The following is a 22,197-nucleotide window of genomic DNA, read 5'->3' on the forward strand; positions in this document are numbered from 1 at the left end:
GGAAGGGACCTGACTCATGGGAGCCCAGCTCCGGGTCTACAAGCGTCGTATCAAGTCGGTCACCGCGACGAAGAAGATCACCAAGGCGATGGAGATGATCTCCGCCTCGCGCATCGTCAAGGCGCAGCGCAAGGTGGCGGCCTCCACGCCGTACGCGACCGAGCTGACCCGCGCGGTCACGGCGGTGGCGACCGGCTCGAACACGAAGCACCCGCTGACCACGGAGGCGGAGTCCCCGGCCCGTGCCGCTGTCCTGCTCCTCACGAGCGACCGCGGTCTGGCCGGCGGCTACTCCTCGAACGCGATCAAGACGGCCGCCCGGCTGACCGAGCGGCTCCGCGGCGAGGGCAAGGAGGTCGACACCTACATCGTCGGCCGCAAGGGCGTGGCCTACTACGGCTTCCGTGAGATGAAGATCGCGGACTCGTGGACGGGCTTCACCGACAACCCTTCGTACTCCAACGCCAAGGACATCGCGGCGCCGCTGATCGAGGCGATCGAGAAGGAGACGGCCGAGGGCGGCGTGGACGAGCTCCACATCGTCTTCACCGAGTTCGTCTCGATGCTGACGCAGACGCCGATCGACGGTCGGCTGCTGCCGCTCAGCCTCGACGAGGCGAAGGCGGAGGCCGAGGGCGGCAGGAAGGACGAACTGCTTCCGCTGTTCGACTTCGAGCCGTCGGCGGAGGACGTCCTCGACGCACTGCTTCCGCGGTACGTCGAGAGCCGGATCTACAACGCCCTGCTGCAGGCCGCGGCTTCCGAGCACGCGTCCCGCCGCAAGGCGATGAAGTCGGCGACCGACAACGCGGGTGATCTGATCAACACGTACACCCGACTTGCCAACGCGGCCCGCCAGGCCGACATCACCCAGGAAATCAGCGAGATCGTCGGTGGCGCGAGCGCCCTGGCCGACGCGACCGCGGGGAGTGACTACTAATGACCACCACTGTTGAGCCGACCGCTCCTGCTGGCGTGGCCACTGGCCGCGTCGCGCGGGTCATCGGCCCGGTCGTCGACGTGGAGTTCCCCGTCGACGCGATGCCGGAGATCTACAACGCGCTGAACGTCGAGGTGCCGGACCCGGCGAACCCGGGTACCACCAAGACCCTGACACTCGAGGTCTCGCAGCACCTCGGCGAGGGTGTCGTCCGCACCATCTCGATGCAGCCCACCGACGGCCTGGTCCGCCAGGCCCCGGTGACCGACACGGGCAAGGGCATCACCGTCCCGGTCGGCGACTTCACCAAGGGCAAGGTGTTCAACACCCTCGGTGAGGTGCTGAACGAGCCCGAGGCGAACGGCCAGGAGTCCGAGCGCTGGGAGATCCACCGCAAGGCCCCGAAGTTCGAGGACCTCGAGTCGAAGACCGAGATGTTCGAGACCGGTCTGAAGGTCGTCGACCTTCTCACCCCGTACGTCAAGGGTGGAAAGATCGGTCTGTTCGGTGGTGCCGGTGTCGGCAAGACCGTCCTCATCCAGGAAATGATCATGCGTGTGGCGAAGCTGCACGAGGGTGTTTCCGTGTTCGCCGGCGTCGGTGAGCGCACCCGTGAGGGCAACGACCTCATCGCCGAGATGGAAGAGTCCGGCGTTCTGGACAAGACCGCGCTGGTCTTCGGCCAGATGGACGAGCCCCCGGGCACCCGTCTGCGCGTCGCCCTGGCCGGTCTGACCATGGCGGAGTACTTCCGCGATGTGCAGAAGCAGGACGTGCTGTTCTTCATCGACAACATCTTCCGCTTCACCCAGGCGGGTTCCGAGGTGTCCACCCTGCTCGGCCGTATGCCGTCCGCGGTGGGTTACCAGCCGAACCTGGCGGACGAGATGGGCCTCCTCCAGGAGCGCATCACCTCGACCCGCGGTCACTCGATCACCTCGATGCAGGCGATCTACGTCCCCGCGGACGACCTGACCGACCCGGCGCCGGCGACCACCTTCGCCCACCTCGACGCGACGACGGTTCTCTCCCGTCCGATCTCCGAGAAGGGCATCTACCCCGCGGTGGACCCGCTGGACTCCACGTCCCGCATCCTGGACCCGCGCTACATCTCGCAGGACCACTACACGACCGCCATGCGCGTCAAGGGGATCCTGCAGAAGTACAAGGACCTCCAGGACATCATCGCGATCCTCGGTATCGACGAGCTGGGCGAGGAGGACAAGCTGGTCGTCCACCGTGCCCGTCGTGTCGAGCGCTTCCTGTCCCAGAACACCCACGCGGCGAAGCAGTTCACCGGTGTGGACGGTTCGGACGTCCCGCTGGACGAGTCGATCGCCGCGTTCAACGCGATCTGCGACGGCGACTTCGACCACTTCCCGGAGCAGGCCTTCTTCATGTGCGGTGGTCTCGAGGACCTCAAGAAGAACGCCAAGGAGCTCGGCGTCTCCTGAGTCCCGCGACTCATGACGGGGGGCGGGGTCCGTCCCGCCCCCCTTCTCACGCCCTCCCGGGGTCCTGAATCAGCCGCCCGTGCGGCGGGCCCCGGACGGCCCCGGGCGCTTCGGCGCCCGGGCCCCCATTAGACTTATGACCCAACACCCGGCATGACCGCCGGGTGGTGACCCGAGGAGCCACCCTTGGCTGCTGAGCTGCACGTCGAGCTGGTCGCCGCCGACCGTCAGGTCTGGTCCGGCGAGGCCAACCTGGTCGTCGCGCGCACCACGTCCGGCGACATCGGCGTCATGCCCGGTCACCAGCCGCTGCTCGGTGTGCTGGAGTCGGGCCCGGTGACCATCCGTACGAACGAGGGAACGGTCGTCGCCGCAGTGCACGGCGGTTTCATGTCGTTCGCCGACAACAAGCTGTCGCTGCTGGCGGAGATCGCCGAGCTGGCGGACGAGATCGACGCCCAGCGCGCCGAGCGTGCGCTGGAGCGCGCCAAGGCCGACGACGACGCCGCCGCCGAGCGGCGCGCCGAGGTTCGGCTGCGCGCGGTGGCGGTGCGCTGAGCGCACCCCGCCGATGAACCACTCTCAGCCGCGGCCCGGACTGGACTTCTCCAGACCAGGTCGCGGCTGAGGCAATGCAGGTGCAGATGCAGGTGCAGGTCGTATTCCGCTACGGGACGAAGCGAGGAGGTCGGTGAAGATGTTCCTCGCTCTGCTCGTGAGCGGACTGGTCGTCGCACTGGTGGTGATCGGGCTCTTCGTCTTCGGTCTGCGCCGCAGACTGATCCAGCGCTCGGGCGGCACCTTCGACTGCAGCCTGCGCTGGAACGTCCCGGAGGACGGTGACCACTCGGGCAAGGGCTGGGTGTACGGCGTGGCCCGTTACAACGGCGACCGGGTCGAGTGGTTCCGGGTCTTCTCCTACGCCCTCCGCCCGCGACGCGCCCTGGAGCGCTCGGCGATCGAGGTGGTCGCCCGGCGCCTGCCCGAGGGCGAAGAGGAGCTGGCGCTGCTGTCGGACGCGGTCGTCCTGGGCTGTCTGCACCACGGCACCCGTCTCGAGCTGGCGATGAGCGAGGACGCGCTGACCGGCTTCCTGGCCTGGCTGGAGGCAGCACCTCCCGGCCAACGAGTCAATGTGGCCTGATTGAGGGTTCCTCGTTGGTTGGGGGCGCCCCCGGACGGAGTCTGGGGGCGGGTCAATGTGGCCTGATGGAGGGGTCCTCGTTGGTTGGGGGGGCCCCGGGACGAAGTCTGGGGGAGGGGCAATGTGGCCTGATGAGAGGGACTCCCCCCGGAACGGAGCCTGAGGGAGGGTCAACGTGGCCCGATCGGAGGGCCTCCTCGGCTGGGGCGGCGGGCGTCGCGCCACGTGCTGGCGGTGGCCCGAACGCCGGGGGCGACCCGGTGTCCTTACGTAGTCCGGGTGATACTCGGCCCGTTGCACCCCCCGCCCGGACGACTGCGGTCCGGTTCGGGCCGCTTTCCGATCTCCGCACCCATAGGCTCGCGCCATGAGCACAGCGGACGGGCGTGCCGAGGCGGGCGCCGGCGAAGACGGATCGGGCCGGGGAAGCGGGGGGACGGGAAGCCGGGCCGGCAACGAGCCGGTGGACGGGGGACGCGCACGGGACCGGATCGAGCTCGTTCTGACGGTCATCCTCGCGCTGGCTGCGGTCGGTACGGCGTGGGCCGGGTTCCAGAGCGCCAAATGGAGTGGTGTGCAGGCGAACTCCTACGCACAGGCGTCCGCGGCGCGCACCGAGTCGTCACGCCGTTCCAACGAGGCGGGCCAGCTCGTGACCATCGACGTCATTTCCTTCACCCAGTGGCTCACCGCGCTCAACGAGGAGATCGTCGCCGACCCGTCGAGGCGGCCCGAGGGAGTGTACACACCGGACCCTGACAGCGTCTCCGGTTTTCTCTTCACACGGTTCCGGAAGGAGTTCAAGCCGGCCATGTCCGCCTGGCTCGTGAACCGTCCTCTGGCGAACCCCGAGGCGCCACCTACTCCCTTCGCCATGCCGGAGTACCGGCTCGCCGCCGACGAGGCGGCCGACCGCCTGCTCCGCCAGGCGGAACGGAAGTCGGCGACGGCGCGGCAGTCGAACCAGCGATCGGACAACTACGTCCTGACGGCCGTGCTGTTCGCCCTGGTCCTGTTCTTCGCCGCGGTGGCCGGGCGGTCCCGGGCGGGGCGCGCCCAGTGGGTGCTGCTCGGGCTCACCGTGGCGGCTCTGCTGGCGGCGGTGAGCCTTCTGCTGTCCTATCCGGTGACGGTGTAGGGCAGCGGCGGGGCGCGGGGTGAGCCGCCGACGTCCCGCGCCGTACCGGAAGCGGGGGTGGTGCCGGGCACCACCCCCGCTCGGGCGTTGCGGCTATCCCAGCGCGGTGCTGATCGCGCTCACCAGCTCACCGTTCGCGGTGTCCCCGCTGAACTCCCAGAAGAACGCGCCTCCCAGGCTCTGGTTCTTCGCCCAGCCCATCTTGCTGCCGATGGTCGCCGGTGTGTCGTAGCTCCACCAGTTGGAGCCGCAGTGGGCGTACGCCGTCCCGGCGACGGTGCCGTTGGCGGGGCAGCTGTTCCTGAGGACCTTGTAGTCCTCGATGCCCTGTTCGTACGTGCCGGGTGCGGGTCCGGTGGCCGAACCGCCCGGCGCGGACTGGGCGACACCCGTCCAGCCCCGGCCGTAGAAACCGATGCCCAGCAGCAGCTTGCCCGCCGGAACGCCCTGGGCCTTGAGTTTGGCGATCGCCTCCGCGGAGGTGAAGCCCTGCTGCGGGATGCCGGCGTACGACGTCAGCGGCGAGTGCGGGGCGGTCGGGCCGTCCGCGTCGAAGGCGCCGAAGAAGTCGTACGTCATCACGTTGTACCAGTCGGAGTACTGCGCGGCGCCCGCGTAGTCGGTCTTGTCGATCTTTCCTCCGGAGCTCGCGTCGGCCGTGATGGCGGCCGTGACCAGGTTGTTCGGGCCGAACTTGGCGCGCATGGCCTGCATCATGTTCTTGAAGGCGGCGGGGCCGCTGGTGTCGCAGGAGAGGCCGCAGGCGTTCGGGTACTCCCAGTCGAGGTCGATGCCGTCGAAGACGTCGGCCCAGCGCGGGTCCTCGACCAGGTTGTAGCAGGAGTTGGCGAACGCCGTCGGGTTCTGGACGGCCTGCGGGAAGCCGCCCGACCAGGTCCAGCCGCCGAAGGACCACAGGATCTTGATGTGCGGGTAGCGCTGCTTGAGCTTGCGGAGCTGGTTGAAGTTGCCGCGCAGCGGCTGGTCCCAGGTGTCCGCGACTCCGTCGACCGACTGGTCGGCGGTGTAGGCCTTGTCGTAGTCGGCGTAGGAGTCGCCGATGGTGCACTGGCCGTTCTGCACGTTGCCGAAGGCGTAGTTGATGTGGGTGATCTTGGCGGCGGTGCCGGAGGTCACCAGGTTCTTCACGTGGTAGTTGCGGCCGTAGACGCCCCAGTTGGTGAAGTAGCCGAGCTTGATCTTCGAGCCGGGGCCGGGGCCCGGGCCGGGGTCGCCGCCGGTGGTCCGCACGGCGCGGGCGCCGCTGACGGGTCCGGTCTGGTCGGCGGTGTCTCGGGCCTGCACCGTGTACGAGTAGTCGGTGCCCGCGGTGAGTCCCGAGTCGGTGTACGTGAGGCCGGTGACGGTCGCGACGCGCGTGCCGTCGCGGAGGACGTCGTAGTTCTTGATGCCCTTGTCATCGGTGGCCGCGGTCCAGCTGAGCGCCACCGAGGTGTCGGTGACGCCGCCGGCGGACGGGGTGCCGGGCGCGGACGGCGGGTTGTCGCCGGGGACCGTGCCGCCGTCGCAGGAACCGCCGTTGATCCGGCAGTTGGCGGGCGAGCCGGCGCCGGTGCCGTTGAAGCCGAAGGACACCGAGGCACCGGGGGCGAGGGTGCCGTTCCAGCTCTTGTTCTTCGCGGTCCAGTGGGTGCCCGAGCCGGTGACGTCGGCGTCCCACGCGGAGGTCACGGAGGTGCCGGAGGGGAAGTCCCACTCGACGGTCCAGGTGCTGATCGAGGTGGTGCCGGTGTTCTTCACCGTCCACTTGCCCTCGAAGCCGCTGCCCCAGTCCTGGACCTTGGCGTACGCGGCGGTGACGGAGGTGGCTGCCTGGGCGGGTGTGGCGAGTCCGACCATGGCGGCGAGGGGGAGCAGCAGGGCGGTGAGTCCCGCCGTCGCTCTGGATCTGAACCTGCTTCTGGTGAGGGGGGTACTCGTGCTCAAGGGTGCTCCTCGAGTTCGCGGACGGACGGGGTCGGGGGTCGGTCCGTGCAGAGCACTCCGCGGGGCTCACCGCGGTGTGCGTGCGGCGAGCGTAGGAAGGTCTGGACCAATCGTCAAGAGGTCCAGACCAGAGGTGGGTGGGGGTGCCCCGGAGCTGTCAGACCCCCAACTCCTGTGCCAGAACGGCCGCTTGCACCCGGCTCCGCAGCTCCAGCTTGCCCAGCAGCCTGCTGACATGGGTCTTCACCGTGGCCTCGGCCATCTGCAGCCGCACCGCGATCTCGGCGTTCGACAGCCCTTCGCCCAGACAGGACAGCACCTCGCGCTCACGCCGCGTCAGCACGTCGAGCACGGCGGCGTCCGGAGCGTCCGGCGACGGCACGGGCGTGGGCGAGGCGAACTCGGCGAGCAGCCGCCGGGTCACCGCCGGCGCGACCAGGCCCTCGCCGCGCGCGACCGTGCGCACCCCCTCGATCAGATCCTTCGCCTCGGTGTTCTTGAGCAGGAAGCCGGCGGCCCCCGCGCGCAGTGCGCCGAAGACGTACTCGTCGAGGTCGAACGTCGTCAGCACCAGGACGTCCGCGAGACCCTCCGCGACGACCTGACGGGTCGCCGAGACCCCGTCCAGTCGCGGCATCTGCACATCCATCAGCACCAGATCGGGCCGCAGCCTCCGGGTCAGCCGTACCGCCTCCTCGCCGTCCCCGGCCTCGCCCACCACCTCGATGTCGGGGGCGCTGCCCAGAATCAGGACCAGACCGGCCCTGACGGACCTCTGGTCCTCCGCGACCACTACCCGGATCATGCCGAGGGCTCCTTGTCGTCCACCATGGGCAGCACCGCCCGTACCCGCCAGATCTTCGCCGGACCGCCGGCCGGGCCGGGCTCGGGACCCGCCTCGAACTCACCGCCCAGCAGTGCGATCCGCTCGCGCATTCCGACCAGCCCGGCGCCCGACCCCGGCGCGCGCGGCCCCGGCCCGCTGCCGTACGGGCTGGTCACCGTCACCGTCAGCGCCCGGCCGGTGGTGCCGGTGAGCCGGACGGCGACCTCGCCCGCGTCCGCGTGCTTCAGCGCGTTCGTGAGCGACTCCTGCACGATCCGGTAGGCCGCGAGCGCCACCGGGACGGGAGGCGCCGTATCCGCGTCGATCGCGTCGTCCAGCATGAACTCCAGCCCGCTCGCGGCTCCGTTGGTGCGGGCCTGCGCCACGAGCGCGTCGAGGCCGGCCAGGGTGGGTGCGACGGCGGGCTCGGCGTCGTCGCCGCTGTCCCGCAGCAGCCCGATCAGCCGCCGCATCTCCGCCAGGCCCTCCACGCTGTTCTCCCGGATGACGGTGAGTGCCTGCCGCGTCGTCGCGGGCTCGTCCAGGGACAGCGCCGCGGTGGAGTGGATGGCGATCGCGGAGAGGTGGTTGGCGACCAGATCGTGCAGTTCCCGGGCCATCCGGGCGCGCTCGGCGATGATCGCCTCCCTCCGGTCCATCTCGGCGAGCAGCGCCGTCTGCTCCGCGCGCAGCCGTGCCGCCTCCGCGGCCTCGCGGTGGTCGCGGACGAGCGCGCCGGTAGCGGCCGGGCCGAACGACACCAGCCCCACGACCACCCCGACGAGCAGCGCGGAGGGATGCCGGAACCAGGTGAGGAAGCCGATCGTCACCCCGACCGTGACCAGCCCGGTGGCGTACGGGATGCGCCGGGCCGAGGCCGGCGGGCCGTACACGACGGCCGCGTACACGATGTCCGTGAACATCAGGACCGTCGCGAGGTTCCCCGGTGTGAACTGGTCCGCCACGATCGCGGCCGTGCCGGCGAGGAGCGCCGTCCTCGGCATGGTCCGCCGCAGCAGCTCCAGCCCCGACATCGCGAAGAGCGGTACGAGTGTGACCCACGGCCCGGACAGCGGACGGCCGCCCTCGGTGGTGTGCAGACCGAGCGACCACAGCAGCAGACCGCCGAGGAGGCCGGTGGCGGCGATGAGGACGTCGTCGCGATGGGGGCGGGGGATGGTCACCACCCCATGAAACACGCCGGGGAGCCTCCCGGCCTCCCCGTCCGGGGGGAGCCCGGGTACATCGAAGGGTGCAGTCACGGTTCGTCACCGGCGACGACGCGTCCGGGTGCGCCGTCGGGGAGCCTGGTTCCGGTACGAAGGGGGAACCACCGTGATCGTCACACTGATCATCGTCTGCGAGGTCGGCTTCTGGGTGCTACTGGCCGCCGGGCTCGCCGCGCGCTATCCGCTCAGGATGCCGAGGACCGGGCTGGCCATCCTGCTCATGGAGCCGCTGCTGGAGATCGTCCTGCTGGTGGTGACGGCCCTCGACCTCAGGAACGGGGCCGAGCCGAGCTGGAAGCACGGTCTCGCCGCGCTCTACATCGGCTACACCGCGGGCCACGGCCACCGGACCGTCAAGTGGCTCGACGGCCATGCCGCGCACCGCCTCGGGGGCGGCCCGCCGCCCGTGAAGCCCCCGCGCCACGGCGCCGCCCGCGCCCGGCACGAGGGCCGGGTCTGGCTGGGCACGGTGGTCGGTGCGGCCGTCGCCACCGGTCTGCTGCAGGCCGCAGCCTGGTACGTCGGCGATGCCGGGCGGACGGGTTCGCTGGAGAGCTGGATGCGCACCTCCTGGCAGATCGTGGCCTTCCACGGGCTCTTCGCGCTGAGCTACGCGCTCTTCCCGAAGAAGGCCCCGGTGGGCGCCCAGAACGAGGACGGGCGCGAGCAGGCCCGCGCCGAGCCCTAGGTGTATTGCCCTGTGCGGTCGTGTTTGTGAGGTCGTGTTTCGAGAGTTTCGTCCGGGCGGACGACGCTCCTTGCGGGACACGACCCGGCGGCACACGGCCCGGGTGCCGGCGCGCACGCGGCGCAGTACGGTCGGTGCCGTGCCGGGCGTCGCCACGCGGCGCAGTACGGCTAGCGCTCGCCGCCGGGCACCCAGAGAACGTCCCCGACCTCCTTGTTCGCCGTCCTGGCGAGGATGAAGAGCAGGTCGGACAGCCTGTTGAGATAGGTCGCCGTCAGCGGGTTCATCGTCTCGCCGTGCACCTCCACGGCCGCCCAGGTGGAGCGCTCGGCCCGCCGTACCACCGTGCACGCCTGGTGCAGCAGCGCGGCGCCCGGCGTGCCGCCCGGCAGGATGAACGAGCGGAGCTTGTCCAGGTCGGCGAGGAAGCGGTCGCAGTCCGCCTCCAGCTTGTCGATGTACTGCTGTTCCACGCGCAGCGGCGGGTACTCCGGGTTCTCCGCGACGGGAGTGGAAAGGTCGGCTCCCACGTCGAAGAGGTCGTTCTGGACCCGCACGAGGACCTTCACGACCTCCTCCGGGAGCCCGCCGAGCGCGACGGCGGTACCGATGGCCGCGTTGGCCTCGTTGGCGTCCGCGTAGGCGGAGATGCGCACATCGGTCTTGCTCGTGCGGCTCATGTCCCCGAGAGCCGTGGTGCCCTTGTCGCCGGTGCGCGTGTAGATGCGCGTCAGATTGACCATGCGGCCAGCCTAAGGGCTGTCCCGTAATCCCCAGCGGGCGCACAACGACAGCTGCGGCACCTCGCTGCGTTGTCGGATCGCCCGAATACGCCCAGTACGACCCTCCGCCTTGCGATGCACCCCATCTGACGCCGCGCGCCGATCCACCGGTGATTACGGGACAGCCCTCAGGGCGTGTCCGCGACGCTGCGCCGCCCCTGCCCGGAGGGCGGTCCTCGCGGTCCGTCGGCGCGTACCGCCGCAGGACGGCGGGCCCGTCCCCGCGCCGGTCGCGCCGGGGCGGCCGCGGCGACCCGGTGAGTGCGCGTCCGAGGCGCCGCGTGTTCGGGTCCCGGCCCGGCGCGACCGTGCGGGCACCGCCGGGGACGGCGCGTGGAGCGGCCCCCTCCCGACTTCCGGTGTGATGTCCGTCATCTGAGACGTGACGCGCATCTCTTCGCCGCCACACGGCGCCCCGCGGCCGCTAACCTCCGCAGAGATCCGATATGTAAACGTGTGTTAAGGGGTGCAGCAGTGGCCAGGAAGCTCGCCGTCATCGGGGCCGGACTCATGGGGTCCGGCATCGCGCAGGTCTCCGCCCAGGCGGGCTGGGACGTCGTGCTGCGTGACGTCACCGACGCGGCCCTGACCCGCGGCACCGACGGCATCAAGACGTCCTACGACAGGTTCGTGGCCAAGGGGAAGCTCGAAGCGGCCGACGCCGAGGCCGCGTTGGGGCGCATCACCACGACCACGGACCTCGAGGCGGTCGCCGACGCGGACATCGTCGTCGAGGCGGTCTTCGAGAAGCTCGAGGTGAAGCACGAGATCTTCCGTGCGCTCGACAAGCTCGTACGGGACGAGGCGGTGCTGGCGTCCAACACCTCCGCCATCCCGATCACCAAGATCGCGGCCGTGACCGAGCGGCCGGAGCGCGTCGTCGGCGCACACTTCTTCTCGCCCGTTCCCATGATGCAGCTGTGCGAACTCGTCCGCGGCTACAAGACCAGCGACGAAACGCTCGCCACCGCCCGCGAGTTCGCCGAGTCCGTGGGCAAGACCTGCATCGTCGTCAACCGCGACGTCGCCGGCTTCGTGACCACCCGTCTGATCTCGGCGCTCGTCGTCGAGGCCGCCAAGCTGTACGAGTCGGGCGTGGCGACCGCCGAGGACATCGACATCGCCTGCAAGCTCGGCTTCGGCCACGCGATGGGACCGCTGGCCACAGCCGACCTGACCGGTGTCGACATCCTGCTCCACGCCACCGGCAACATCTACACCGAGTCGCAGGACGAGAAGTTCGCGCCGCCGGAGCTGATGCGCCGGATGGTGGACGCCGGTGACATCGGACGCAAGAGCGGGCAGGGCTTCTACAAGCACTGAACTCCGACCCCGGGTACGCGGGGGCCGTACGCCCCTGCGTACCGTCACCCCTGAGGGTGAATTCGGTATCGGTTCGCCTACAGACGGCAACTTCTCTGCCCGTGTGGCAGTCAGTTGGTGCAAAGAAATACGCAGTCGAAGCTCACGGTCGAACGCGACAATCGAACGCAGAGTCGGAAAACCGACATACAAGTCAGACCTGACGGACAAAGGCACTCTCGGGGAGCGCATATGCACATCAGGGGCGACCATGCCGAGCTGGTCGTCGGGGGCCGCCTCGACGTCCGGAGCGCGGCGGACGCCCGAACGGTCCTGCACTCGGCCGTCGACGACGGAGTGGGCGATCTCGTGCTCGACCTGAGCAACCTCGACTCCTGGGACGCCACCGGCCTCGGGGTCATCATGGGCGCGCACCGACGGGCCGGCCGCTGCGGCCGACGCCTCGTCCTGCGCGGTGTACCGCCGCAGATGCAACGGCTCCTCGTGGCCACCCGGCTGCACCGCATCCTGGCCATCGAGGGCGGAATCGCCGCAGAGTCCCTGCCCCGGGTCTGAGCGGACGACACCTGCCAGGGCGCACAATCATCACGAGACCGTGACGTCCTGGGACGGGCGGCCCCCCGGCTGTTCCCCGACACCCGGAGAGCGTCTAGGCTCCGGTCGCCTGCCTCTTCACGAACCCACACGGCGGGCACCGGACCAGAAGCGGCAGCGGAGCGTGCAGACCGGCCGGGAGGGGCTTCCGCACGAGACGCCATCTGGGGGCTTTGACCATGGACCCGAGGAATCCGGGACCGGACGAGTACGAGTACGACCGCGACGGCGACCGAGGCGCCGAGGAGGGCGGCATCCGGCAGCGGCCGCCGCGCGACGCGGTGCCGCCGGAGTTCGCCCACGAGAAGGCCCCACCCGCACGCACGGTGCGCCTGGTCGCCGGCGACTTCGAGCTCACCGTCAACCCGGTCGACGGCAGCGAGATCGAGCCCTGCCGCCCCGGTACCGAACCCGCCGCTCCCGTCCGCCACACCGTCGAGGAGCGCGACGAACTACGGCGCGCCGGCCGGCCCCCGGTCCCGCCCGGACCGGCCGCCCCCGCGCTGCCGCTGCTGGAGCGTCAGGAAGTGCGTGAGCGGCTCGTCCGGCTGCTGGGACACGGCCGTACGGTGCGACTCACCGGCCCGGCCGGATCGGGCCGCACCGTCCTGCTCGACACCGTGGCCGCCGACTGCGCGGGCCTCGCCCCCGACGGCGTCGTCCGCCTCTCCGGATACCACCGCACGCCTGCAGAGCTCCTGTACGAACTCTTCACCGCCGTCCACGACGCGCCCCTGTACCGGCCCGACCGGGCGGAGCTCCTCGAACACGTCCGCGAGATCGGCGCCGTCGTCCTCGTGGACGACCTGGAGTTCGGCGGGAGCGCCCTGGACGAACTGCTGGACGCCACCCCGGAATGCGCCTTCCTGCTCGCCGCGACACCCGACGTCGCGGCGCCCTCGGCCGACTCCCGGGTCGAAGAGGTCTTCCTCCCCGGGCTCGAGCGCGGCACGGCGCTGGAGCTCCTCGAGCGGGCCGTGGACCGGCCGCTCACCGACGAAGAGGCCAACTGGGCCGGCGACCTCTGGTTCGAGTCGGAGGGACTGCCCCTGCGTTTCGTCCAGGCCGGTGCCCTGCTGAGGCAGCGCGACGCCCTGAGCCACGTCCCGGAGGAGCGCGACGACGATGACGACGACGACGGGGACAACGTCTTCGGCGACGGCCTCGACGTCCCGCTGCCGACGCTCGGCGAAGGAGCCGCCCCCGCCGCGCTGCTGGCCTCCCGGCTCAGCGAGTCCGCCCGGGACACCCTCCGGTTCGCGGTCGCCCTCGGCGGCGAAGTCCCGCACCAGGCCCACCTCCCCGCCCTCATCGGCGACACCCACGCGGACGCCGCGCTCGGCGAACTGACCAGCTGCGCCCTGCTCAGCCCCGTCGGCCCCCGCTACCGGCTGGCGGCCGGGGTCGCCGCTCAGCTCGAGGCCGTCGGCTACGGCGAGGGTGCCCTCGACCGCGCCCACACGGCCGCCCAGCACTACGCCTGGTGGACGGGGCACCCCTCGGTGACGCCTGCGCGGGCGTCCTCCGAGGCCGACGCGATCCTCGCGGCCCTGGGCGCGCTGGTGCCCGCGCAGGAGACCGGGCACGCCGGCACCGCCGTGCTGCTGGCCCGCAGCGCCGCACCCGCATTCGCGGCCGGACTGCACTGGCAGGCGTGGCAGCGCACCCTGCGCGCCGGTCAGGAGGCGGCCCGGACCGCGGGCGAGGTCGCCGAGGAGGCCTACTTCCTCCACGAGCTCGGCGTACTGGCCCTCTGTTCGGGCGGCCTCGACCGGGCGCGTGCCGAACTCGAGGCGTCCATCGCCATGCGCGGAGCGCTGTCCGACAAGCGCGGCACGGTCGCCGGACGGAGGGCGCTGGCACTCGTGACCGACCGCGAGGGGGCCGGGCTCCCCGGCCCGGGCACGTCCGAGGGCGAGGCTGCTCCGGCCGTCCGCCCCGAGGGGCCGGTGTCTCCGGCCAAGGGCCTCACGGTCGTGTCCGCGCCGGCCGAGACGCTGGTGACCCGCCGTGACACCCCTGCCTCGCCGGCCGGCCTGGTCGCCGACGCCCGCCGGCTCGTCGTCTCCGGCCCCCGGCGCCATCTCGTCGCGGCAGGAGCGGGCGTCCTGCTGGCCGTGGTCCTCGGGGCGGTGGTGACGCTCGGGGCGACGTCCGACGAGGAGACTCCTGTGAACCGGGTGACCAGCGAGCAGTCGGCGGAGGAGGGTGAGGGGAGCGACGGCCTCAACGCCGACGAGCCCTCCGACAACTCCACGAGCCGCCCCGCGGACGGCACCACCGGTGGTACGTCGGGTGGCGTTCCGGCGGACCCGGGTACCGCCCGGCCCGGTGAGAGCGGCTCGGCGGGCGATCCGTCCGCGTCGGGCAGCGGTTCCTCGACGGGCGGTTCGGGTGCGACCGGCTCGGCGACCGGTGGCTCGTCCTCGTCGACGACGGGCGGCACGACCGGTGGCTCGTCGTCGACGGGGGGTTCCCCGACGACGGGCGGCACGTCGTCGGGCTCGACGGGTTCGCCGACGGACGGCGGTACGTCCAGCGGCCCGAGCGGCGGTACGACGGACGGCGGTTCCACCGACGGCGGTACGACGGACGGCGGTACGACGGACGGCGGTACGACGGACGGCGGTACGACGGACGGTGGCACGACGGACGGTGGCACGACGGACGGCGGTATGACCGACGGCGGTACGACCGACGGCGGTACGACCGACGGTGCTACGACGGACGGCGGCACGGCCGACGGCGGCACGGGCACCACGACGAGCAGCCCCAGCGGCAGCCAGGCGGATCCCAGCAGTTCGTCGTCCTGACCGCGGCGGCGCGTCAGGGCTCGGACCCGGGTACGCCCCGCCCCGCCCCGCCCGGCACGGTTCGGACCGGACCGGTTCGGACCGGTTCAGTTCGGCGGTCGCACGAAAGAGCTTCGGGAGCCGGGCGCGGCGGTAGACGGCCGGCGCCGCGGCAAGGCCGGAACGACCCGCGCCGCACCCGCGGTGCAGCGTCCGCGCGTACGCCGCCGCATCGACGCGCACACCCACGCCGCGCGCCCTGGCACAGAAGCCCCGGGCGGCCCGCGCAACCGCCGACCGCCCGCTGCCACGCGCCTCCGTCAGAACAGCCGCAGCTTGTCGTCCTCGATGCCACGCAGGGCGTCGTAGTCCAGCACCACACATCCGATGCCGCGGTCCGTCGCCAGCACACGCGCCTGGGGCTTGATCTCCTGTGCGGCGAACACACCGCGTACCGGGGCGAGATGGGGGTCGCGGTTCAGGAGATCCAGATAGCGGGTGAGCTGCTCGACGCCGTCGATCTCGCCGCGGCGCTTGATCTCCACCGCCACCGTCGCGCCGTCGGAGTCACGGCAGAGGATGTCCACGGGGCCGATCGCCGTCGGGTACTCGCGGCGGATCAGGCTGTAGCCCTCGCCCAGTGTCTCGATACGGTCTGCCAGCAACTCCTGGAGGTGTGCCTCCACGCCGTCCTTGATGAGGCCCGGGTCCACACCCAGCTCGTGGGACGAGTCGTGGAGGACCTCCTCCATCGTGATGATCAGTTTCTCGCCCGTTTTGTTGGTGACCGTCCAGACGTCGTCGTCCCCCTCCTTGAGGCTGCAGGGCGGGGACATCCAGTTCAGCGGTTTGTACGCCCGGTCGTCGGCGTGGATGGAGACGCTGCCGTCCGCCTTGACCAGGATCAGACGGGGAGCGGAGGGCAGGTGTGCGGTGAGCCGGCCGGCGTAGTCCACGGAACAGCGGGCGATGACGAGACGCATGGTGCGCAACGCTACTCGACCGACCTCCTTGCGCGCGATTCCTCCACCTGTCGCCCACCCTGCCCCTGTCCGAGTCCCTACGGGTCGCCCCTCTTGTGCCCTTACGTGGGTGGCCGGTTGTGTTCCCATTCTCCTGGTGCGGACCAGACAGCGCGCATAACGTGGAAGCAGGAGGTCGCCGGTCGTGCACTCTGCGTCGTCTTCAGCGCCGCAGTCGGGCAGGAACGGTCGCCTCCTCCCCTGCCCGTAAGACCCCGTTCAGCGGGGTCGCGAGAGGAGAACCCATGTCGCTCGACGTCTCACCGGCGCTGTTGGAACAGGCCGAGCGAGGCGAGGTCGACGAAGCTGCATTCGTCGACTGCGTCCGGACCTCCCTGCCCTTCGCATGGGAGATGATCAGTTCTCTGGTGGCTCAGCTGAAGGTGGACGGCGGAGGGTTCGCCGACAACCAGACGCCTCCGCCGGACGAGCAGGCACGTGGTCAGCTGTTGCGCGCGCTCGCGAGTGACGCCATCCGGGGTGCGCTGCAGCGGCACTTCGGAGTACGGCTCGCTTTCCAGAACTGCCACCGCGTCGCGGTGTTCCCGCTGGACTCCTCGGTGGACGAGCGGCTCGCCCGCTTCACTTCCGTAAGGGCCCAGCTGCTCAACCAGTCGCCCGAACTGCGCGACTGCTGATGTCTTCCGCTGCCGCTCCGCATCGCGGGAGGCGTCATGGATGCCGGAGCGGCAGCCTCCGCCGGACGACGGGCCGGAGGAGGCGTGCGGGCCGTACGGTCGTGCGGCCCGCACGCGCGTCGGCCCGCTCAGCGGAGCAGCGGAAGCACCTCGGCGCCGAGCCGCCGCACGGTCTCCTCCGTCGCTGCGAGATCGCCCGAGCCCTCGGAGAGGAGCGCGAACCGGGTGATGCCGGTGCGCTCGGAGGTCGCCGCGAGCCGGTCCGCCGCCAGCGCCGGTGGGCCCACCGGGTGCAGCCGGCACAGCAACTCCGTGTAGGCGACCGGGTCACGCATCGCGCGCCGGCGGCCGTCGACCGTCACATGCGCGTCGAGGCCCTGCTTCAGCCAGCCCGGCATCGCCTTGACGAGGGTCTCCTCCGCGGCCGTACGGTCGTCCGCGATCTGCGCCACACCGGCCGACACATGGCCGGCCGCGGCCACCGCCTCCGGGGCGTGGCCGGCCGCGAGGGCGTGGCTCCGCCAGAAGGCGACCATGTCCGCCTTCTCCTCGTCGCCGCAGTGCATCCCGAGCAGCATCGGCAGCCCGCGCTCGGCCGCCAGCCGGACCGACGCGGGGGAGGTGCAGGCCGTGATCACCTCGGGGCCCGCGAGACCGTCGCCGTCCTCTCCGATCAGGTCGTCGGGGCGTGGTACGACGGGGACCTCGCGGAAAGCGAATCGTTCCCCCTCGCTGCCCACGCGGGCCTCCCGCAGCCAGCGCAGCAGCAGGTCCAGCGACTCGGGGAAGTCCTTCTCGTACGCCCCGAGGCCGGTTCCGAAGACCTCCAGATCGACCCAGGGGCCCCCGCGGCCCACACCCAGGGAGAACCGGCCTCCCGAGGTGAGGTGCAGCAGCGCCGCCTGCTCGCCCAGCGCCACGGGGTGGGCGGTCGGCAGGACGCTCACCGCCGTGCCCACCCGGATCCGTTCCGTGCGGCCGAGCAGCAGCGCGGCCATGGTCACCGCCGACGGGCACACCCCGTACGGCACGAAGTGGTGCTCGGCCAGCCAGACCGAGTCCAGCCCGGCCGCCTCCGCCGCCTCGGCGGACCGCACGGCCCGGTGCAGCGCCTCTCCATGCCCCTGGCCCGGGAACTGGGCGGCCAGTACAAAAGCTCCAACGCGCATCGCCTGATGCCTCCTTGCGGCCGACACGGCATTCCCCCCACACAGGCAACAACGTCTGACACGTGCCAAAGGCACGGCCGCGGCTGAAGTTGTTGCGATTTTCCGGTAACTGGCCCCTGTGGGTGGTGTGCTCGGTGCCGTAGCGGACGCCTGCCCACCGCCCCGGGACCGTAGGCTTGGGAGTGAACTGTCCGCTCTGCCCCCGAGGTGTCACGTGTCCCCGCGCAGAAACCGCCCTCGCGGCGGGGAGAAGCCGACCGGCCGCGCCGGTGACATGGGCGACCGCTACGGCGGTGTGGAGCGGTCCGAGAGCTGGCAGGGCGAGGACTGGCGGGTCCGGCACGTCGCCGGGGCCAGCGCCGCGGGCAAGCGCTACCGCTGCCCGGGCTGCGACCAGGAGATCCCGTCCGGCACCCCGCACGTGGTGGCCTGGCCCGAGTACGGCGGCGTGGACGACCGGCGGCACTGGCACAAGGCGTGCTGGAACGCGAAGGACCGCCGCACCTCCCGGGTGCAGCGGTCCCGCAACGCGCCTCGGCACTGAACGGCCCGGACCGGCTGCCGACGGGCCGGCTCCCGGACGGTCAGACGTCGCGCCGGTCGAGGGCGAGGTAGGCGCCGGCCATGGTCACGCCGGCCACGCACAGCATGATCCACAGCGGCTCCCAGCCGTGCGGACCCTGGGCCGTCACCGGCGCGTCGTAGAGCACGCCCAGCTGGCTCGGGATGGAGTACTCGAGCAGGAAGTCCTGCACGTTCCGCAGCGACTCCGAGTACATGAACAGGGCCAGCACCAGCGGCAGCAGAACCACGCCGATCATGATCGTGATCGCACCCGCGGAGTGCCGGATCAGCGCTCCGACGGCAAGTGAGAGCAGTCCGAGCAGGGCGAGGAACAGCCCGACGCCGACCGTCGCCCGGAACCAGTCCTCGCCGGTGCTGACGCCCGCGTCCACGATCGCCGTCTGCAGGGCTCCGACGATCGCGGCGGTCACGGTCGTGATCACGAAGACCAGCAGGAAGAAGACGATCGCCTTCGCCGTCAGCACCCGGGCGCGGCTGGGGCATGCGGTCAGGGTGGTGCGGATCATTCCGGTCCCGTACTCGGAGGCGATGGTCAGCACGCCCAGCGTCATCACGCAGATCGAGCCGAGCAGAACGCCGAAGAAGCCGAGGCTGAGGACGGACTCCTCGCCCAGCTCGGGCTCCGCCGAGGACACGGCGATCGCCGACAGCAGACCGATGCCGACCATCAGCACGATCATCACGCCGAGCGTCCACATCGTGGAGCGGACCGAACGGATCTTGGTCCACTCGGAGGCGAGCGCGTCGCCGAGGTGCGCCGCCCGCACGGGGATGGGGGAGTGGTAGGCGCCCTGCGGGTACGCGCCCTGCTGCTGGTACGGGGTCGTCATCGGGCGTCCTCGGCGTTGCTCTTGGTCAGGTCTGCGGGGGCGGCGGCAGGAGCCGGGGCGGGCGCGGCCGGGGCCGGCGGCACGGCCGCAGTCGCGGTGGGAGGCGCGGCCGGAGCGGCCGCGTACGGGTTCTGCCCGGGGGGCGGCGGGGCGTACCAGCCCTGCTGCGGCATCTCCGGGACCATCACCGCCGACGGGTCGTACCCCACCGGCGGCGGTTGCATCAGACCGGCCTTGCGGTCGTCCGTGGAGCGGTAGTCCACGGCGGCCTGCGTCATCCGCATGTACGCCTCTTCAAGGGAGGCCTGGTGCGGCGAGAGCTCCCACAGTCGGACGCCGGCGTCGTGCGCCAGGTCGCTGATCGCGGGGAGCGTGAGGCCCGTCACCCGCAGGGCCCCGTCCGGCTCCGGCATGACCTGGCCGCCGGCCTCGGTGAGGACTCCGGTCAGCTTCTCCCGCTGCTGCGGCTCGGTCTGCGGCGTCCGCACCCGTGCGAAGCCCGCCGAGTTGTGCGCGATGAAGTCCTTCACGCTCATGTCCGCGAGCAGCTGGCCCCGTCCGATGACGATCAGGTGATCGGCGGTGAGGGCCATCTCGCTCATCAGGTGCGAGGAGACGAAGACGGTACGGCCCTCGGAGGCCAGCTGCTTCATCAGATTGCGCACCCAGAGGATGCCTTCCGGGTCGAGACCGTTCACCGGCTCGTCGAAGAGCAGTACCTGCGGGTCGCCGAGCAGGGCCGCGGCGATGCCGAGCCGCTGCCCCATACCGAGGGAGAAGCCCTTGGAGCGCCGCTTGGCGACGTCCTGGAGGCCCACGACCCCGAGCACCTCGTCGACCCTGCGGGCCGGGATGCCGGACAGCTGGGCGAGGGACAACAGATGGCTGCGCGCGCTCCGCCCGCCGTGGACCGCCTTCGCGTCGAGGAGCGCACCGACCTGACGCGGTGCGTTGGGCAGCTTCCGGAACGGGTGGCCACCGATCGTGACATGGCCGGATGTCGGCTGGTCGAGGCCGAGGATCATGCGCATCGTCGTCGACTTGCCCGAGCCGTTCGGCCCGAGGAAGCCGGTGACGGCACCGGGCCGCACCTGGAAGGAAAGGTTGTACACGGCCGTCTTGGCGCCGTAGCGCTTGGTCAGGCCGACTGCCTCGATCATTACTCCAGCCCCATCGACAGGTCAGGTCGTCGGGGCACGGTCGCACACGGCCGCAGCCCCCCGTAAGAGTTAGGAGGATATCCGGGGCCTGACGGTTCCGGCCATGGCGAACGACCTGCCCGGTGCGGGCGCCGGTCCCGTCAGGCGTCCCGCTCCTTGAGCACCAGGAAGCCGCCGAGCAGCGCGGCCGCCACCCAGAGCAGCATGATGCCGAGACCGCCCCACGGCCCGTACGGAGCCTCCTCGCTGTTCATCGCCAGCGGCACGACCTGCATGATCTTCGAGCCCGCCTGGTCCGGGAAGTAGCGGGCCACGTCCTTCGCGTACGGGACGGCGGCCAGGATCTGCGACACCAGGAAGAAGAACGGCATCAGGATGCCGAGCGAGAGCATCGAACTGCGCAGCATCGCCGCGACGCCCATGGAGAAGATCGCGATGAGCCCCATGTAGAGCCCCCCGCCGATCACCGCGCGCAGCACGTTCTCCTCGCCGATGGAGGTGGCGCGCTCGCCGAGCAGGGCCTGGCCGAGGAAGAAGCTCAGGAAGCTCGTCGCCATTCCGACCGCCAGCGCCAGCAGCCCGGCCACCACGATCTTGCTGAACAGGAAGGTGGCGCGCTGCGGGACGGCCGCGAGGGAGGTGCGGATCATGCCCGAGCTGTACTCCGTGCCGACCACGAGCACACCGAAGACGACCATCGCGAGCTGTCCCAGCACCATGCCGGAGAAGCTGACGAGCGTCGGGTCGAAGGTGGCCTGCTCCGCCGGCGGCAGCTCGTCGAACGTCGAGGCGAGCAGCGCGCAGAGCAGCGCGCCGACGACGACCGTCACGACGAAGGCGCTGACGAGCGTCCAGGTGGTGGAGGCGACCGTGCGGATCTTGGTCCACTCGGACTGCAGAACGGCGGGTACCGAGGCCATGGTCAGGCTCCCTCGTCGCGCGGGGCCCACTGCGGGCCGTGACCGGGGGCGGAGTGCGCGTGGTACTCCACGGCGCTCGCCGTCATCTGCATGAACGCCTCCTCCAGCGAGGCGCGCTGGGAGCTCAGTTCGTGGAGCACGACGTGGTGCTCGGCCGCCAGTTCGCCCACCTGCTCGGTGGTGGCGCCGTCGATCTCCAGTGTGCCGTTGCCGGCCTCGACGGGGACGAGGCCCGACTGGTGGAGCACGTCCCGTAGCCGTTCCTGCTGCGGCGAGCGCAACCGCACATAACTGCGCGAGTTCTGGTGGATGAAATCGGCCATCGATGTGTCGGCGAGCAGCCGTCCCTGGCCGATGACGATCAGGTGGTCGGCGGTGAGGGCCATTTCGCTCATCAGATGGGAGGAGACGAAGATCGTTCTTCCTTCGGCCGCAAGCTGTTTCATCAGATTGCGGATCCAGTGAATTCCCTCGGGATCCAGCCCGTTGACCGGCTCGTCGAACATCAGGATCTCCGGGTCGCCGAGCAGCGCGGAAGCGATGCCCAGTCGCTGCCCCATACCGAGGGAGAAACCCTTGGTCTTCTTCCTCGCCACCGCGGTCAGGCCGACCGTGTCGAGGACCTCTGCCACCCGGCTCGCAGGGATCCGGTTCGCCTGGGCCAGACAGAGCAGGTTGTTGTAGGCGGTTCGTCCGCCGTGCATCGCCTTGGCGTCGAGCAGGGCGCCCATGTACTTGAGCGGTTCCTGCAGCTCCCGGTAGTGCTTGCCGTCGATCCGGACCGTCCCGCTGGTGGGGTTGTCCAGATCCAGCATCATGCGCATCGTCGTCGACTTGCCTGCGCCGTTGGGCCCCAGGAAGCCGGTCACGACGCCCGGTCGCACCGTGAAGGAGAGGCGGTCGACCGCGACCTTGGAGCCGAAACGCTTGGTGAGACCCTCGAGCTCGATCATGCGTTCACGCTACGTGGGCCCATGGGGCGATGCCAGCGGATATGGCCAACGGACGGAGACTTC

Annotated in this window: 21 protein-coding genes; 11 read left to right on the forward strand and 10 right to left on the reverse strand. The window is 70.9% G+C overall.

The features are described from left to right. Positions 1–16: 16 nt before the first annotated feature. From QMZ92_RS18465 to QMZ92_RS18485, 5 genes are all read left to right on the forward strand, one after another. The gene (locus QMZ92_RS18465; protein WP_283298470.1) at positions 17–940 is read left to right on the forward strand and encodes a F0F1 ATP synthase subunit gamma; all 924 of its coding nucleotides are present in this window, start codon (positions 17–19) and stop codon (positions 938–940) included. Beyond that, entirely contained in the window at positions 940–2,394 is a 1,455-nt protein-coding gene (gene atpD / locus QMZ92_RS18470; RefSeq protein ID WP_283298471.1) for a F0F1 ATP synthase subunit beta, read from the forward strand. Before QMZ92_RS18465 ends, atpD begins: the two co-directional genes overlap by 1 nt. A 186-nt stretch (positions 2,395–2,580) precedes the next feature. Then, positions 2,581–2,952 carry a F0F1 ATP synthase subunit epsilon gene (locus QMZ92_RS18475; protein WP_138053096.1) on the forward strand — a complete coding sequence of 124 codons (372 nt, stop codon included), beginning with the start codon at positions 2,581–2,583 and terminating at the stop codon, positions 2,950–2,952. Positions 2,953–3,091: 139 nt separating this feature from the next. After that, positions 3,092–3,538: a DUF2550 domain-containing protein gene (locus tag QMZ92_RS18480; RefSeq protein WP_138057415.1), complete on the forward strand. Its 447-nt coding sequence runs from the start codon at positions 3,092–3,094 to the stop codon at positions 3,536–3,538. Between the two features lie 367 nt (positions 3,539–3,905). Next, entirely contained in the window at positions 3,906–4,676 is a 771-nt protein-coding gene (locus QMZ92_RS18485) for a hypothetical protein (RefSeq protein WP_283298472.1), read from the forward strand. A gap of 93 nt (positions 4,677–4,769) precedes the next feature. On the opposite strand, the gene QMZ92_RS18490 is transcribed toward QMZ92_RS18485, so the two are convergent. The 3 genes from QMZ92_RS18490 to QMZ92_RS18500 all read right to left on the reverse strand — a co-directional run bounded on the left by QMZ92_RS18490 (position 4,770) and on the right by QMZ92_RS18500 (position 8,636). Continuing rightward, positions 4,770–6,623: a glycoside hydrolase family 18 chitinase gene (locus QMZ92_RS18490; RefSeq protein WP_283298473.1), complete on the reverse strand. Its 1,854-nt coding sequence runs from the start codon at positions 6,621–6,623 to the stop codon at positions 4,770–4,772. A 157-nt stretch (positions 6,624–6,780) separates the two neighbouring features. Next, positions 6,781–7,428 (reverse strand): response regulator, encoded by a 648-nt coding sequence (locus tag QMZ92_RS18495; protein WP_283298474.1) that lies wholly within the window; start codon positions 7,426–7,428, stop codon positions 6,781–6,783. Next, positions 7,425–8,636: a sensor histidine kinase gene (locus tag QMZ92_RS18500; RefSeq protein WP_283298512.1), complete on the reverse strand. Its 1,212-nt coding sequence runs from the start codon at positions 8,634–8,636 to the stop codon at positions 7,425–7,427. Before QMZ92_RS18500 ends, QMZ92_RS18495 begins: the two co-directional genes overlap by 4 nt. A 148-nt stretch (positions 8,637–8,784) precedes the next feature. Here QMZ92_RS18500 and QMZ92_RS18505 point away from each other — a divergent pair, with 148 nt between their 5' ends. Next, positions 8,785–9,366: a hypothetical protein gene (locus tag QMZ92_RS18505; protein WP_283298475.1), complete on the forward strand. Its 582-nt coding sequence runs from the start codon at positions 8,785–8,787 to the stop codon at positions 9,364–9,366. Between the two features lie 170 nt (positions 9,367–9,536). Here QMZ92_RS18505 and QMZ92_RS18510 read toward each other — a convergent pair whose 3' ends face one another. Then, positions 9,537–10,109 (reverse strand): cob(I)yrinic acid a,c-diamide adenosyltransferase, encoded by a 573-nt coding sequence (locus tag QMZ92_RS18510; protein WP_283298476.1) that lies wholly within the window; start codon positions 10,107–10,109, stop codon positions 9,537–9,539. 513 nt (positions 10,110–10,622) lie between these two features. On the opposite strand from QMZ92_RS18510, the gene QMZ92_RS18515 reads away from it, so the two are divergent. The 3 genes from QMZ92_RS18515 (at position 10,623) to QMZ92_RS18525 (ending at position 14,878) form a co-directional block, all read left to right on the forward strand. Further along, positions 10,623–11,471 (forward strand): 3-hydroxyacyl-CoA dehydrogenase family protein, encoded by an 849-nt coding sequence (locus QMZ92_RS18515; protein WP_283298477.1) that lies wholly within the window; start codon positions 10,623–10,625, stop codon positions 11,469–11,471. Between the two features lie 231 nt (positions 11,472–11,702). Next, a complete protein-coding gene (locus tag QMZ92_RS18520; RefSeq protein WP_093653370.1) occupies positions 11,703–12,026 on the forward strand; it encodes an STAS domain-containing protein in 324 nt (107 codons plus the stop codon). 218 nt (positions 12,027–12,244) lie between these two features. After that, positions 12,245–14,878 carry an ATP-binding protein gene (locus QMZ92_RS18525; protein WP_283298478.1) on the forward strand — a complete coding sequence of 878 codons (2,634 nt, stop codon included), beginning with the start codon at positions 12,245–12,247 and terminating at the stop codon, positions 14,876–14,878. Positions 14,879–15,177: 299 nt separating this feature from the next. Here QMZ92_RS18525 and nucS read toward each other — a convergent pair whose 3' ends face one another. Beyond that, the gene (gene nucS, locus QMZ92_RS18530) at positions 15,178–15,840 is read right to left on the reverse strand and encodes an endonuclease NucS (RefSeq protein ID WP_199800660.1); all 663 of its coding nucleotides are present in this window, start codon (positions 15,838–15,840) and stop codon (positions 15,178–15,180) included. A gap of 284 nt (positions 15,841–16,124) precedes the next feature. On the opposite strand from nucS, the gene QMZ92_RS18535 reads away from it, so the two are divergent. Next, positions 16,125–16,517 carry an SCO5389 family protein gene (locus QMZ92_RS18535; protein ID WP_138053086.1) on the forward strand — a complete coding sequence of 131 codons (393 nt, stop codon included), beginning with the start codon at positions 16,125–16,127 and terminating at the stop codon, positions 16,515–16,517. Positions 16,518–16,645: 128 nt separating this feature from the next. On the opposite strand, the gene QMZ92_RS18540 is transcribed toward QMZ92_RS18535, so the two are convergent. After that, positions 16,646–17,686 (reverse strand): LLM class flavin-dependent oxidoreductase, encoded by a 1,041-nt coding sequence (locus QMZ92_RS18540; protein WP_283298479.1) that lies wholly within the window; start codon positions 17,684–17,686, stop codon positions 16,646–16,648. Between the two features lie 214 nt (positions 17,687–17,900). On the opposite strand from QMZ92_RS18540, the gene QMZ92_RS18545 reads away from it, so the two are divergent. Further along, positions 17,901–18,230, forward strand: a complete 330-nt coding sequence (locus tag QMZ92_RS18545; protein ID WP_283298480.1) for an Rv1322 family protein — start codon at positions 17,901–17,903, stop codon at positions 18,228–18,230. Between the two features lie 40 nt (positions 18,231–18,270). On the opposite strand, the gene QMZ92_RS18550 is transcribed toward QMZ92_RS18545, so the two are convergent. The 4 genes from QMZ92_RS18550 to QMZ92_RS18565 form a co-directional block, all read right to left on the reverse strand. Beyond that, a complete protein-coding gene (locus tag QMZ92_RS18550; protein WP_283298481.1) occupies positions 18,271–19,101 on the reverse strand; it encodes an ABC transporter permease in 831 nt (276 codons plus the stop codon). Then, positions 19,098–20,261 (reverse strand): ABC transporter ATP-binding protein, encoded by a 1,164-nt coding sequence (locus QMZ92_RS18555; RefSeq protein ID WP_283298482.1) that lies wholly within the window; start codon positions 20,259–20,261, stop codon positions 19,098–19,100. The genes QMZ92_RS18550 and QMZ92_RS18555 overlap by 4 nt, the downstream gene beginning before the upstream one ends. Positions 20,262–20,401: 140 nt before the next feature. Then, positions 20,402–21,181: an ABC transporter permease gene (locus QMZ92_RS18560; protein ID WP_283298483.1), complete on the reverse strand. Its 780-nt coding sequence runs from the start codon at positions 21,179–21,181 to the stop codon at positions 20,402–20,404. 2 nt (positions 21,182–21,183) lie between these two features. After that, a complete protein-coding gene (locus QMZ92_RS18565; protein WP_283298484.1) occupies positions 21,184–22,134 on the reverse strand; it encodes an ABC transporter ATP-binding protein in 951 nt (316 codons plus the stop codon). Between the last annotated feature and the right edge of the window lie 63 nt (positions 22,135–22,197).

Origin of the sequence: Streptomyces sp. HNM0645, assembly GCF_030056615.1 — a bacterium.
In the GTDB taxonomy this organism is placed as follows: domain Bacteria; phylum Actinomycetota; class Actinomycetes; order Streptomycetales; family Streptomycetaceae; genus Streptomyces; species Streptomyces marianii.

Bases quoted from the DNA above. Each gene is read 5' to 3' on its own strand.
- QMZ92_RS18465 (WP_283298470.1), top strand. From the start codon at position 17: ATGGGAGCCCAGCTCCGGGTCTACAAGCGTCGTATCAAGTCGGTCACC.
- atpD (WP_283298471.1), top strand. From the start codon at position 940: ATGACCACCACTGTTGAGCCGACCGCTCCTGCTGGCGTGGCCACTGGC.
- QMZ92_RS18480 (WP_138057415.1), top strand. From the start codon at position 3,092: ATGTTCCTCGCTCTGCTCGTGAGCGGACTGGTCGTCGCACTGGTGGTG.
- QMZ92_RS18485 (WP_283298472.1), top strand. From the start codon at position 3,906: ATGAGCACAGCGGACGGGCGTGCCGAGGCGGGCGCCGGCGAAGACGGA.
- QMZ92_RS18495 (WP_283298474.1), bottom strand. From the start codon at position 7,428: ATGATCCGGGTAGTGGTCGCGGAGGACCAGAGGTCCGTCAGGGCCGGT.
- QMZ92_RS18510 (WP_283298476.1), bottom strand. From the start codon at position 10,109: ATGGTCAATCTGACGCGCATCTACACGCGCACCGGCGACAAGGGCACC.
- QMZ92_RS18520 (WP_093653370.1), top strand. From the start codon at position 11,703: ATGCACATCAGGGGCGACCATGCCGAGCTGGTCGTCGGGGGCCGCCTC.
- QMZ92_RS18525 (WP_283298478.1), top strand. From the start codon at position 12,245: ATGGACCCGAGGAATCCGGGACCGGACGAGTACGAGTACGACCGCGAC.
- nucS (WP_199800660.1), bottom strand. From the start codon at position 15,840: ATGCGTCTCGTCATCGCCCGCTGTTCCGTGGACTACGCCGGCCGGCTC.
- QMZ92_RS18535 (WP_138053086.1), top strand. From the start codon at position 16,125: ATGTCGCTCGACGTCTCACCGGCGCTGTTGGAACAGGCCGAGCGAGGC.
- QMZ92_RS18540 (WP_283298479.1), bottom strand. From the start codon at position 17,686: ATGCGCGTTGGAGCTTTTGTACTGGCCGCCCAGTTCCCGGGCCAGGGG.
- QMZ92_RS18550 (WP_283298481.1), bottom strand. From the start codon at position 19,101: ATGACGACCCCGTACCAGCAGCAGGGCGCGTACCCGCAGGGCGCCTAC.
- QMZ92_RS18555 (WP_283298482.1), bottom strand. From the start codon at position 20,261: ATGATCGAGGCAGTCGGCCTGACCAAGCGCTACGGCGCCAAGACGGCC.
- QMZ92_RS18560 (WP_283298483.1), bottom strand. From the start codon at position 21,181: ATGGCCTCGGTACCCGCCGTTCTGCAGTCCGAGTGGACCAAGATCCGC.
- QMZ92_RS18565 (WP_283298484.1), bottom strand. From the start codon at position 22,134: ATGATCGAGCTCGAGGGTCTCACCAAGCGTTTCGGCTCCAAGGTCGCG.